The sequence below is a fragment of the Vibrio sp. 10N genome (assembly GCF_036245475.1).
Taxonomy (GTDB): Bacteria; Pseudomonadota; Gammaproteobacteria; order Enterobacterales; family Vibrionaceae; genus Vibrio.
Map to the genome: position 1 here is coordinate 2958945 of NZ_BTPM01000001.1, position 12701 is coordinate 2971645.

General features: G+C 46.8%; 13 protein-coding genes and 1 tRNA gene. 9 read left to right on the forward strand and 5 right to left on the reverse strand.

Annotated elements, in window-relative coordinates:
* The first annotated feature begins 30 nt into the window (after positions 1 to 30).
* Positions 31 to 1257 (forward strand): multifunctional CCA addition/repair protein, encoded by a 1227-nt coding sequence (locus AAA946_RS13715; protein ID WP_338165342.1) that lies wholly within the window; start codon positions 31 to 33, stop codon positions 1255 to 1257.
* 16 nt (positions 1258 to 1273) lie between these two features.
* On the opposite strand, the gene AAA946_RS13720 is transcribed toward AAA946_RS13715, so the two are convergent.
* The 3 genes from AAA946_RS13720 to folB are packed head-to-tail and all read right to left on the reverse strand — an operon-like array spanning position 1274 to position 2932.
* A complete protein-coding gene (locus tag AAA946_RS13720) occupies positions 1274 to 2077 on the reverse strand; it encodes an undecaprenyl-diphosphate phosphatase (protein ID WP_338165343.1) in 804 nt (267 codons plus the stop codon).
* Positions 2078 to 2093: 16 nt separating this feature from the next.
* A complete protein-coding gene (gene folK, locus AAA946_RS13725) occupies positions 2094 to 2576 on the reverse strand; it encodes a 2-amino-4-hydroxy-6-hydroxymethyldihydropteridine diphosphokinase (protein ID WP_338165344.1) in 483 nt (160 codons plus the stop codon).
* Positions 2573 to 2932: a dihydroneopterin aldolase gene (folB, locus tag AAA946_RS13730; RefSeq protein ID WP_112478527.1), complete on the reverse strand. Its 360-nt coding sequence runs from the start codon at positions 2930 to 2932 to the stop codon at positions 2573 to 2575. Before folB ends, folK begins: the two co-directional genes overlap by 4 nt.
* 106 nt (positions 2933 to 3038) lie before the next feature.
* On the opposite strand from folB, the gene plsY reads away from it, so the two are divergent.
* The gene (plsY, locus tag AAA946_RS13735) at positions 3039 to 3635 is read left to right on the forward strand and encodes a glycerol-3-phosphate 1-O-acyltransferase PlsY (protein WP_338165345.1); all 597 of its coding nucleotides are present in this window, start codon (positions 3039 to 3041) and stop codon (positions 3633 to 3635) included.
* A gap of 94 nt (positions 3636 to 3729) precedes the next feature.
* Here the strand turns inward: plsY and AAA946_RS13740 are convergent, their stop codons facing one another.
* Together AAA946_RS13740 and tsaD are read right to left on the reverse strand one after the other, a co-directional pair.
* The gene (locus AAA946_RS13740) at positions 3730 to 4542 is read right to left on the reverse strand and encodes an alpha/beta fold hydrolase (protein ID WP_338165346.1); all 813 of its coding nucleotides are present in this window, start codon (positions 4540 to 4542) and stop codon (positions 3730 to 3732) included.
* 132 nt (positions 4543 to 4674) lie between these two features.
* The gene (gene tsaD, locus AAA946_RS13745) at positions 4675 to 5694 is read right to left on the reverse strand and encodes a tRNA (adenosine(37)-N6)-threonylcarbamoyltransferase complex transferase subunit TsaD (protein ID WP_338165347.1); all 1020 of its coding nucleotides are present in this window, start codon (positions 5692 to 5694) and stop codon (positions 4675 to 4677) included.
* 241 nt (positions 5695 to 5935) lie between these two features.
* Here tsaD and rpsU point away from each other — a divergent pair, with 241 nt between their 5' ends.
* From rpsU to AAA946_RS13780, 7 genes are all read left to right on the forward strand, one after another.
* Complete coding sequence (rpsU, locus tag AAA946_RS13750; protein ID WP_001145625.1) at positions 5936 to 6151, forward strand: 30S ribosomal protein S21; 216 nt, start codon at positions 5936 to 5938, stop codon at positions 6149 to 6151.
* A 27-nt stretch (positions 6152 to 6178) separates the two neighbouring features.
* On the forward strand, positions 6179 to 6622 hold the full coding sequence (locus AAA946_RS13755) for a GatB/YqeY domain-containing protein (RefSeq protein ID WP_112459514.1): 444 nt from the start codon (positions 6179 to 6181) through the stop codon (positions 6620 to 6622).
* A gap of 81 nt (positions 6623 to 6703) precedes the next feature.
* On the forward strand, positions 6704 to 8470 hold the full coding sequence (gene dnaG, locus AAA946_RS13760) for a DNA primase (RefSeq protein ID WP_338165348.1): 1767 nt from the start codon (positions 6704 to 6706) through the stop codon (positions 8468 to 8470).
* A 100-nt stretch (positions 8471 to 8570) separates the two neighbouring features.
* Positions 8571 to 10424 carry an RNA polymerase sigma factor RpoD gene (gene rpoD / locus AAA946_RS13765; RefSeq protein ID WP_338165349.1) on the forward strand — a complete coding sequence of 618 codons (1854 nt, stop codon included), beginning with the start codon at positions 8571 to 8573 and terminating at the stop codon, positions 10422 to 10424.
* Positions 10425 to 10566: 142 nt separating this feature from the next.
* A tRNA-Ile gene (locus tag AAA946_RS13770) sits at positions 10567 to 10642 on the forward strand.
* 316 nt (positions 10643 to 10958) lie between these two features.
* Positions 10959 to 11531: an outer membrane protein gene (locus tag AAA946_RS13775; RefSeq protein WP_338165350.1), complete on the forward strand. Its 573-nt coding sequence runs from the start codon at positions 10959 to 10961 to the stop codon at positions 11529 to 11531.
* Positions 11532 to 11765: 234 nt separating this feature from the next.
* Positions 11766 to 12461 (forward strand): VC0807 family protein, encoded by a 696-nt coding sequence (locus AAA946_RS13780; RefSeq protein ID WP_338165351.1) that lies wholly within the window; start codon positions 11766 to 11768, stop codon positions 12459 to 12461.
* The last annotated feature ends 240 nt before the right edge of the window (positions 12462 to 12701 follow it).

Below are 12701 nucleotides of genomic sequence, written 5' to 3' on the forward strand. Positions count from 1 at the left end.
AACGGCTAAGTAGTAAAAAGGGGAGCCAATTTGCAAGTCTATCTTGTTGGGGGCGCAGTGCGTGACCAGTTGCTTAATATTGAGGTCTATGACAAAGATTGGGTCGTAGTTGGCGCTACGCCTGAGCAGATGCTCAAACAAGGCTACCAAGCGGTTGGTAAAGAGTTTCCGGTTTTTCTTCACCCAAAGACCAAGCAAGAGCACGCTTTAGCACGAACCGAACGCAAATCAGGTAAAGGCTACACAGGTTTTGAATGCTTCTCTTCCCCAGACGTCACACTTGAACAAGACCTGATGCGCCGCGATCTGACCATCAATGCCATCGCTCAGGATGATGATGGCAACCTGATTGACCCTTACCATGGTCAGCGTGATTTGGAGCAGCGAGTGTTACGCCACGTCTCCCCTGCCTTTAGTGAAGATCCACTACGCGTGCTACGGGTGGCTCGATTCGCCGCTAAACTAGCGCATCTCGGCTTTCATGTAGCGCCGCAGACCATGGCACTAATGCGTGACATGGTGAAGCAAGGAGAACTTGAGCACCTTACTGCTGAGCGAGTATGGCAAGAGTGGCATAAGTCCCTCACTACTTCCTCTCCGGAGGTTTTTCTCGACATTCTGCGTCAATGCGGCGCACTCAAGGTGGTACTTCCAGAGTTAGACGCGCTGTTTGGCGTCCCACAACCAGAACAATGGCACCCCGAAATCGATACTGGTATTCACACCCTTATGGTGGCGAAGCAAGCCGCTCAATTGAGTGCCCTCACCACGGTTCGATTTGCCGCACAAGTGCATGACTTAGGCAAAGCACTGACACCAAAAGAGGAGTGGCCAAGCCACAAACTGCATACCCATACGGGCCAAAAAGTGATTAAAGCGCTGTGCGCCCGAGTGCGAGTCCCCAATGACTACCGAGATTTAGCGGTTGCGGTCTGTGCCCAACACTCAAATGTTCATCGTGCGTTTGAGCTCAAGCCGAGTACGTTCGTGAAGATTTTTGCCAAGCTCGATGTCTGGCGTAAGCCAGAAAAGCTAGAACAAGTGCTGCTGTGCTGCCAAGCGGATCATCAGGGAAGAAAAGGACTAGAAAGGGAAGCCTACCCGCAGGCAGAGCGTTTCATGCGTGCTTACCAAGCGGCCATCAATGTCGATGTACAAGCGATTATTAGCGATGGGTTCAAAGGCAAGACTATAAAAGATGAACTCGACAAACGCCGAGCTCAAGCGATCGAAATGGAACTAGGACCTAGAGCTTAGGTCCTTGGTCAGTTTTCTAGCTCATTAGCAGGAATGCAAATAGGCCGAATCCTAGGATCAATCGATAGATAACAAACGGTGTCATACCCATGCGTGAAATCAGCTTCAGGAAGAAGTGAATACAGATGTACGCACTGACAAATGACACCGCAATACCGGTAAGCAAGAAGCCAACATGGATAGGCTCAGTGCCTGTCACTAGCTTAAGGCCAAGGTAAGCACCCGCCAGTGTAATAATAGGAATCGACATTAAGAAAGAAAAACGCGCTGCGGCTTCACGAGTAAAGCCTAGGTAAAGCGCTGCAGTAATGGTCGCGCCAGAGCGTGACGTACCAGGAATGATCGCCATTGCTTGCGCCAAACCGATGAACAAGGCTTTTTTCCAGCCCGCTTGATACTCATCACCCGCAAGCTTGGCGTTTTTATCTACCCACCACAGTAATAGGCCGAATACGATAGTGGTGGTCGCAATCACGTAGGCACTGCGTAAATACAGCTCGATGATGTCTTTCATCAGTAGGCCAAAGATACAAGCTGGAATCGTCGCCAGTACAATCATCCACGCCAGCTTGGCCTCTTTACTGCGCTCACCTTTGAATATAGAGCCAAACAGAGCCCCAAATAAGGTCACCACTTCCTTACGGAAATAGATCACCACTGCTGCCAAGGTACCCACGTGTACGGCAACATCAAAGGCTAACCCTTGGTCTTCCCAGCCCAAAATAGCGGAAGGCAAAATCAGGTGAGCCGAGCTAGAAATAGGCAAGAATTCGGTAAACCCTTGCACCAGTGCCAAAATAAAGGCTTCAAAATAACTCATGTTTAACTACTACCAACTAAAATTGAAAATCGATTCTTTTCAGCGAGCCCACATCAGACATGGTCTCTAAGATCTGTTTTATGGTTCGTCCATCTTGAGGAATCACCAACTGCGGGTCGAGATCATACAGCGGCTGTGTGACAAAGGAATATTTAAATATATCTTCGCGGGGCAACAGCGGTTTTTTTTGTGAGATTTCTTTTCCATACAACAAGATATCTAAATCGAGTGTGCGATCTTGAAACTTCGCGGCATCAACAGCGCGTCCCCATTTCACCTCAATATTTTTGAGTGCTGTCGACAGCTCATCTAAAGCCAGATCAGTATCGAGCCTTGCGACCATGTTAAAGAATTCATTGCCCTCAAAGCCAAAGGACTCACATGCATACACGGGTGACAAAGCCAAGTTAACGCCGATAGCGTTTAACTCTTGGTATGCCGCTTTGATGTGTTTCTCGCGCTCCACATTGGTGCCGATGCCAATGTAGGTGGTGATCATGCCTGACCTCGTTCAATCACCACACCAACGCTTTTCGCTTGTGGCACCGCGCCTGGTTTCGCCAAGCGGATTTTGACCCATGGCACATTGAACTGCTGTTGAATGATCGCAGCGACTTCTTCCGCGACACGTTCAACCAGTAAGAAGCGGCCGTTTTCAATGTGATTGAGCACTGCTTCGCTCACTTTGGAGTAATCTAAAGCATCGGCAACATCGTCACTTTTCCCTGCTGGCGCATTGTCGTGTGCCATTTCGATATCAAGAATAAGCTTTTGTTTAATCTCTTGTTCCCAGTCATACACCCCAATGGTAGTGATCACTTCGAGCTGCTCAATGAATACTTTATCCAATGCCATGATTTGTCCTTTGATTAGAGGTCGGATACCCATTTGTTGGGAAAAAACGTACTATTTTCGTTATGATATCAGTCCCTATGGATAATTTCTTGCGAAAAGGGTTCCAATGACACCAATAGCACTCGCTATGATTATTACAGCTTACTTACTCGGCTCTGTGTCGAGTGCTGTACTGATCTGTCGTTTACTGCGGCTACCCGATCCAAGAACGGTCGGATCCAACAATCCTGGCGCGACCAATGTACTGCGCAGTGGAGGCAAAGGGGCAGCCGTTGCGGTACTTCTCTGTGACATGCTTAAAGGCACCATTCCGGTCTGGAGTGGTTACTATTTAGGTATCGACGCTGTTGTTTTAGGTGTGATTGCCATCGCAGCTTGCTTGGGACACATGTACCCACTGTTTTTCCATTTTAAAGGCGGTAAAGGCGTCGCCACAGCACTGGGAGCCATTGCGCCTATTGGTTGGGATTTAACGGGACTGATTACAGGAACTTGGCTATTGGTGGCGGCGTTATTTCGCTACTCATCGTTAGCCGCAATCGTGACGGTACTTATGGCTCCGGTCTACACCTGGATGGCGCGACCTTTATTCACTTTTCCAGTGGCAATGCTTAGCTGTCTTATTCTGCTAAGGCATCATCAAAACATTCGCAGACTGTTTGAAGGCACGGAGCCCAAGCTAGGCAAGAAAAAGACCTCATAGCGTCCCGTGCTCAAATAAGAAAGCGTTAAGAAAACCGTCTCCAAATAAAAAGAGCAGCCTGTGGCTGCTCTTTTTATTAACTCATGAATTGCGACTAAGCATGCTGCGATAAAAAGTCACTCAACATCGCCGTGACGTAGTCAGGTTGCTCTAAGTTACTAATGTGCCCAGCTGAAGGGATCACATTGATCGTACTTCCGGTGATCAGATCATTCATTAAGTAAGACTCAAGCACTGGACGCGGCTTGTCCTCGGCACCAACGGCAATAAGGGTCGGCAACGCAAACTTCTCAATCTCATCGCACAAATCACGGCGGCCAAATACCATTCGACCGATTCGCGCTATCTGTTCTGCTTGCTCACCAGAGAGAGCCGCCAACTTGGATTCAAAACTGGCAACTAACTTAGCATTATCCTGCTTGGCATTATTGGCAAAGAACAGAGGAGCAACTGCTTCTACGATTGGGGCGGGTACCATTTTAAGTTCAGAAATCGTCGCCAGCATTGAGAAATATTTCGCGTGCGCCACTTCTGGCTCAAGGCCCACAAATGTATCCATCAACACCAAGCTTTTAACTCGTGACGGTGCTAGCGCCGTGAGCTCAGAGCCCCACATACCACCAACGGATAGGCCAACGATTGAAAAGGTTTCAATGCCAAGTTCATCCATCAACGCCAGTAAGTGCTTAGCATAATCCGCAAGGTTACTCATTGACGCTGGTGCCGCCTGCGACTGTCCGTGCGCCCACAAATCAGGAACGATACAACGATAGTGTTGACTTAGCGCGTCGATTTGCGGCTGCCACATCTGGCTGTCCCACAAATAGCTGTGGCCAAACAGAATGACCGGTCCTTCACCGACATCCTGATACGCCATGACTTGTCCATCAATAGTAAATTGCTTCATGTTGCTCTATTCCCTAATCAATAATAACCAATACGTTGTTAACCTAGACTCTAGCACGGTCTGTCAGTCACGAGCTTTAGGAGTTTTGTGAGAAAGTGTCATTAAAAAAGGCCACTTACGTGACCTTCATTACTAGCCTTTGATCGGGCTTAGCTGATCAATTGGCCAGCGCGGTGTCGCTTCAACTGAAAGCTCAGCGGCTTCACCATTTTTCAAACGCTGCATACCCGCATAGGCAATCATCGCACCGTTGTCGGTACAGAATTCCGTGCGCGGATAGTAAACTTCACCACCCATCTTATTGGCTAACGCTTCCAGCTCTTTACGCAAGAAACGGTTAGCACTCACGCCACCAGCAATCACGATGCGTTTCATACCGGTTTGCTTAAGTGCGCGCTTACATTTGATCGCTAACGTCTCACATACTGCTTCTTGGAATGCATAAGCGATATCAGCACGAGTTTGCTCGCTGTCATCGTTAGCAGCAATGGTATTCGCAGCAAAGGTTTTAAGACCTGAGAAGCTCATGTCTAGACCAGGACGATCCGTCATCGGGCGTGGGAACTTAAAGCGGCCTGGCGTGCCTTTATCAGCAAGCTTAGACAGCAGCGGACCACCTGGGTAATCAAGCCCCATCAGTTTTGCCGTTTTATCAAACGCTTCGCCTGCAGCATCATCAATAGACTCACCAAGGATCTGATATTCACCGATGCCTTTAACTTCAACGATCATGCTATGACCACCAGACACCAACAGTGCCACAAATGGGAATGGCGGTGGATTGTCCTCAAGCATAGGCGCTAGAAGATGGCCTTCCATATGGTGCACAGGTACCGCTGGCACGCCCCAAGCGTAAGCAATGCTGCGGCCGATGGTTGTCCCTACTAATAATGCCCCAACCAAGCCCGGACCTGCGGTATACGCCACGCCATCGATGTCTTTTGGAGTAAGATCCGCGTCTGCGAGTGCTTTTTTGATCAATGGGATCGTTTTTTTCACGTGATCGCGTGATGCCAATTCAGGAACCACACCGCCGTAATCGGCGTGCAGTTTTACCTGGCTATAAAGTTGATGAGACAACAGTCCTTTCTCATCATCATAGATTGCGATGCCAGTTTCATCACAAGAGGTTTCAATACCTAGAATGCGCATATTGTTCTCGACTTATTTCGAAATTGGCGCAATATTACCGCGTCATGGGCTCGCAAACAAATTTTGTACAAGAGATAGGCGACAAAGTACTTTACAAAGCCCTAGGGATCGGATTAAAATTCCGCACCATTTTTGATCTAGCTGGTTTTACGCTTAGAACAAAGGGCTCAAGCATGAACTCTTAGTACTAACCAAAAAGCGCCAGCATTAATGAACAGTTAACCCCTGAGGTGAAAGGCATATGCCAGTAGTTAAAGTACGTGAAAACGAACCGTTCGACGTTGCACTACGTCGTTTCAAGCGCTCTTGCGAAAAAGCAGGTATCCTTTCTGAAGTGCGTCGTCGTGAGCACTATGAAAAACCAACTACAGTTCGCAAACGCGCTAAAGCAGCAGCTCAAAAGCGTCACGCTAAGAAGCTAGCTCGCGAAAACGCTCGTCGCGTTCGCCTGTACTAATAACTAGGTCCAGATAGGATTTTAGTTATGGCTCTGATTGATAAACTCAAAGAAGAGCAAAAATTAGCGATGAAAGCCAAGGACAAATTGCGCCTTGGTACTATTCGTTTAGCCTTAGCAGCCATTAAGCAACGTGAAGTCGACGAACAGATCACTCTGGGCGAAGATGACATTCTTGCTGTGCTGACTAAAATGGTTAAACAGCGTCGCGACTCTGTAACGCAGTTTGAAGCAGCGGGTCGTCAAGACCTTGCTGAAGCTGAGCAAGCTGAAATTGCCGTACTTGAGGACTTTATGCCTCAACCACTGACCGATGATGAAGTTGCAGCACTAATCGATAGTGCCATTACCGAATCTGGTGCAGCGGGCATGCAAGACATGGGTAAGGTAATGGGCGTGCTTAAGCCGCAAATTCAAGGCCGTGCAGATATGGGTAAGGTTAGTGGTCTAGTTCGCGCTAAACTCGCTTAACCGCCCAACCAAATTGCAGCAAGCCGTGCTATCCTTTGGAACGCACGGCTTGTTTGTATCTCTTTCTTGTAAAAAGGTTTTATGGCAGGAATAATCCCTCGTAGCTTCATTGATGACCTTCTCGCTCGGCTTGATATTGTCGACGTCATTGACACGCGCGTAAAACTTAAAAAACAAGGCAAGAACTACGGTGCTTGCTGCCCTTTCCATAACGAAAAGACCCCTTCTTTCAGCGTCAGCCAAGAGAAACAGTTCTACCATTGCTTTGGCTGTGGTGTACATGGCAATGCCATCGACTTTCTCATGGAGTACGAACGTCTCGAGTTCGTAGAAGCGATTGAAGAGCTGGCATCATCGTTAGGTTTGGATGTTCCTAGAGAGCAGCGCAGTGGACAACCGGGTAATTTCTCCAAAGGGCCTACCGCCAATAGCGAACAAAAACGATCTTTATATGATCTTATGGGAACGATCGGCCAGTACTATCGCGATCAACTTAAAGTTTCCACCAACAAAGTCGCTATAGAGTATCTAAAGGGCCGCGGACTCTCTGGAGAGATTGTCCAAAAGTTTGGTATCGGCTACGTCGCTGACGAATGGGACAGTGTACGTAAGAGCTTTGGTCAGCAAAAAGCCACGCAAGACATGTTGGTGTCTGGCGGTATGCTGATTGAAAACGACAAGGGTAATCGTTATGACCGTTTTCGCGGTCGTATCATGTTCCCTATCCGTGACCGACGCGGACGAGTAATTGGTTTTGGTGGTCGCGTTTTGGGCGACGGCACACCAAAATATCTCAACTCACCAGAAACACCGATCTTTCATAAAGGCAAAGAGCTTTATGGCCTATATGAGGTCCTGCAAGCGTATCGCGAGCCACCTCAGGTTTTAGTCGTCGAAGGCTATATGGATGTGGTCGCTCTGGCGCAGTATGGCGTGGATTATTCGGTCGCCTCACTCGGCACCTCGACCACGGGCGATCATCTTCAAGTTTTGTTTCGTCAAACCAGCACCGTCGTGTGTTGTTACGATGGTGACCGAGCGGGTCGTGATGCTGCTTGGCGAGCAATGGAAAATGCACTGCCCTACCTCAATGATGGTAGACAATTGAAGTTCATGTTCCTACCGGATGGTGAGGATCCTGATTCATTCATTCGCCAAAATGGCAAAGACGCGTTTGAAACAGAAGTGCAAAACGCAATGCCACTGTCGGAGTTTATGTTCTCCTCGCTGATGCAGCAGGTCGATACACGAACCAAAGAAGGCATGGCAAAACTCAGTACATTGGCGGTGCCACTTATCGACAAAGTGCCTGGTGGCACATTGCGACTATACTTGAGAGAACTGCTCGGGCGTAAGTTGGGCTTGGTTGATGAAAGGCAACTTCAGCAGCTGATTGACAAGCAAGGTCAGCAAGAAACGCGAGCTCAGCCTCATAAAGAAATCAAACGCACGCCAATGCGTGAGGTCATCGCTCTACTTTTGCAAAATCCGAGCTATGCTGAAATGGTACCCGATCTGTCCACAGTGAGAGACTTATCACTGCCTGGGCTTAATTTATTTGTGGAAGTGGTTGATAAATGTCAAGCACATCCCCATATGACTACAGGCCAGCTATTAGAACAATGGCGTGGAAGTAGTAATGAGGCACTTCTGTCTCGTCTCGCAAGTTGGGTAATTCCGCTTGACGATGACAACCAAGAAGACGTATTTATCGATTCATTGGACAAAATATTGTCTCAATGCATTGAAAAGCAAATTGAAAACCTGCAGGCCAAAGAAAGAAGTGTCGGCTTATCAGTCGAAGAAAAACGGGAGCTGCTAGCCTTAATGCTAGACTTAAAAGCGTAACCCAATTCAGTTAGTCAGCAACGAATAAATTTGTTAATATTAGTGGTTTGCATTTCGCATACTAAAATTCCTTCACCAGATCTTAAGTTGGATATCGTCTATGGACCAAAATCCGCAGTCACAGCTGAAGCTACTTGTCATTAAGGGCAAGGAACAAGGCTATCTGACCTACGCAGAAGTAAATGACCACCTACCTGAGGAAATCGTCGATTCCGAACAGGTAGAAGATATTATTCAGATGATTAATGACATGGGTATTAAGGTAGTAGAGACTGCTCCTGATGCTGATGACCTAGCACTGAATGATGACAACAACATCACTGATGAAGATGCAGCCGAAGCCGCTGCAGCTGCACTTTCAAGCGTTGAAAGTGAAATCGGTCGTACTACTGACCCAGTTCGCATGTACATGCGTGAAATGGGTACCGTTGAGCTATTGACTCGCGAAGGCGAGATTGACATCGCAAAACGCATTGAAGATGGTATCAACCAAGTTCAAAGCTCAGTGGCCGAGTACCCAGGTACTATCCCTTATATTCTTGAACAGTTTGACAAAGTACAAGCGGAAGAACTTCGCCTAACTGACGTTATCAACGGCTTTGTTGATCCAAACGAAGACGAAACAGCAGCACCTACGGCTACGCACATCGGTTCTGAACTGTCTGAAGCTGATCTTGAAGATGAAGACGAAGAAGATGCAGACAGTGACGAAGATTCAGAGGACGAAGAAGAGGAAGATACAGGCATCGATCCTGAGCTTGCTCTAGAAAAGTTCACTGCACTTCGCAATACCTATCAAGATCTGCAACTTGCCGTTAACGAGTTTGGTTACGACAGCCCACAAGTGGCCAAGTCTCACGAGCTTGTTCAAGAAGTATTCCGCGAGTTCCGCCTAACACCAAAACAATTCGATCACCTAGTGAACGAACTGCGCACGTCGATGGACCGCGTACGTACTCAAGAGCGCCTGATCATGCGTCAAGCGGTTGAGTACGGTAAAATGCCGAAGAAATCATTCATTGCCCTATTTACTGGCAACGAATCAAGCGAAGCATGGCTTGACGAAGTATTGGCATCAGACAAGCCATACGCTGAAAAGATCAAACGCTACGAAGATGACATCCGCCGCTCTATTCAGAAGCTGAACATCATCGAAGAAGAAACTTCGCTTTCGGTACAAAACATTAAAGACATCAGCCGTCGCATGTCTATCGGTGAAGCGAAAGCTCGCCGTGCGAAGAAAGAGATGGTTGAAGCGAACTTACGTCTAGTAATCTCTATCGCGAAGAAATACACCAACCGTGGTCTACAGTTCTTGGATCTGATTCAAGAAGGTAACATCGGTCTGATGAAAGCGGTAGATAAGTTTGAATACCGCCGTGGTTACAAGTTCTCGACTTACGCAACATGGTGGATCCGCCAGGCTATCACGCGCTCAATCGCTGACCAGGCTCGTACGATCCGTATCCCAGTGCACATGATTGAGACTATCAACAAGCTAAACCGTATCTCTCGTCAAATGCTTCAAGAAATGGGCCGTGAACCACTTCCAGAAGAGTTGGCAGAGCGTATGCAAATGCCTGAAGACAAGATCCGCAAAGTACTTAAGATCGCTAAAGAGCCAATCTCTATGGAGACACCAATCGGTGACGACGAAGATTCGCATCTAGGTGACTTTATCGAGGATACCACCCTAGAACTGCCTGTAGACTCAGCAACAATGACAAGTCTGCGTGTGGCAACAAAAGACGTTCTAGCAGGTCTAACACCTCGTGAAGCAAAAGTACTGCGTATGCGCTTTGGTATCGATATGAACACTGACCACACTCTAGAAGAAGTGGGTAAGCAGTTCGACGTAACGCGTGAGCGTATCCGTCAGATCGAAGCAAAAGCCCTACGTAAGCTACGTCACCCAAGCCGCTCAGAAACCCTGCGCAGCTTCCTTGACGAGTAATCGCATCAAGCTTTAGCAAAAAGGTGAGCACTGGCTCACCTTTTTTGTATCTGCTGGGTTTAAGTGACTAAAAAGCAAGCGCAATTAGCTACCCCTGCATCTAGACACTCGCGCAGCCTTCCCCTATAATCATCCACCTATTGGCCCCTTAGCTCAGTGGTTAGAGCAGTCGACTCATAATCGATTGGTCCGCAGTTCAAGTCTGCGAGGGGCCACCAAATTTTAGAAAGGCGCATGGAGAAATCCATGCGCCTTTTTTGTTGTCCCACGTTTTTCGTCAGTTTATTCCACTTCCTCTCTCAACAATCAATCTCTGGCGCTTGGTGCTCTCACCTAATTTCACAAGTGTTCTACTGTTCATATCACTACATAGATTTACATTAAGAATATGATTTTTAATATCAATTCCAATGCTCTGCCCATGCAAAATAAAAACTTATGGTTTTTTCCTAGATCGCTAGAATGCTCAGCAATCCAATAAAACAAAGAACTATCTGCCTCTTTTTAACAAGCAGCTAGCCAATGAGCACTAAAATGAAAAAAATTATCACACTTACTATTGTTACCGCGCTATCGTCTTCAGCTCTAGCTGATGGTTTTTATGCTGGCTTAGATCTAAAACAAGGAAGTGTAAAACCACTGAATGACAGAAACCTGAAAAGCGAAATTGATGTTGCTAACATCAACCTTGGCTACGAATTTCAACTTGAAGAAAGCAACTGGTCTATCGCTCCAGAAGCTCGCATAGGTTTTGGTATTGGAGACGCAAATAACCCAGGAGCTCTGATTTATATTGACGGCAGCATGGAGCCAGCAACCAACAAAACAGGCCTAAACAACGCATTTGGCTTTGCTGTCAATGCTAAATATAGTTTTGACAATGGGTTCTACCTAAGTGTCGCTCCTGTTGTGACTCACGCAGAGTTCAAGTCTAAATTCACGGGAGATATGACCGGCAACACGATTAACTACAGTGACAGCGACACACACATTGGTGCGATAGCTGCTGCAGGATACAAATTCAACGACTATTTTTCGCTTGAAGCCAATTACGAAGGCTATAATGACGTGAACTTTATGGGTTTAGGTATCAAAGCCTACTTCTAAAGCCTTGTAGCGCCCGCCTCAACGGGCGCTTTTGAACTCATTCATATTCCCTTGCTCTCCCTCATTAACAATCTATACTTCCTATCATTTAATCTTTGTAATTAGTTTGTCCGTAAAAGCATTTCATAGATAGTTACACAAACTGAGGCTTTAGTTCTTTACATCTAGTGAAAAGCATTCAACACTGCTCTTCCTAGTTACGAAACTGCAACAAATTAGAGTCAGCAAACCACTATGAGTACCACAACGACGAAAAAGTCGAACCCCCTATTTGAAATCCTTTTCAACGTATTTATCCCCTCTTTTATTCTGATGAAGTTTAGTGGTGATGAGCATCTAGGTACTGCAATGGCGCTGGTTGTCGCTCTGCTGTTTCCTGTGCTCTACGGCGGGATGGATCTGATCCGTAATAAGAAGTTTAACTTTATTGCGGCTCTAGGCTTTATCAGCGTACTTTTAACCGGTGGTATTGGTCTTTTGGAATTAGATACTCGCTGGTTAGCATTCAAAGAAGCGCTAATTCCAGGCTTGATCGGTCTGGCTGTGCTGGCTTCTACATTCACTCGCTATCCAATGATGCAGAAAGTACTCCTCAACGACACTGTACTCAACCTATCGCTGATTAATGAACGATTAGAGCAAAACGGTAAAACAGCGGCATTTGAGCGCTGCCTAATGTCATCGAACTACCTATTCGCCAGTACCTTCGCATTTTCATCGGCGATGAACTACTTCTTGGCCACCTGGATTGTCACCAGTCCAGCGGGTACCGCGGCGTTTAATGAAGAATTAGGTAAGCTAACCTTATACAGCTACCCGGCTATCGCTATTCCTAGCATGCTAATGATGTTTGGTATTTTCTATTATGTATGGCGTCAAATTCGCGCCTTCACCTCACTTGAGACGGAGCAGATTTTTCATACTAAGTAGTTAGCCTACAAATCACCAAAAAGCCTGAGTACATTTTGTAGCTCAGGCTTTTTTTGCCTAAGCAACAAAACCAAGCCGAACACATCCGTTTTTCCAGCATATCACTGCATCATTAGATAAAATTAGCGACGAGAAATAAGCATTCAAGCCACCAATAATGACAGCGTTTACATCATCGCTTTTTGCCAATAACTCCCTATCAGAGACGAAACTTCACCAGTTTGCGATAATCATCACAAC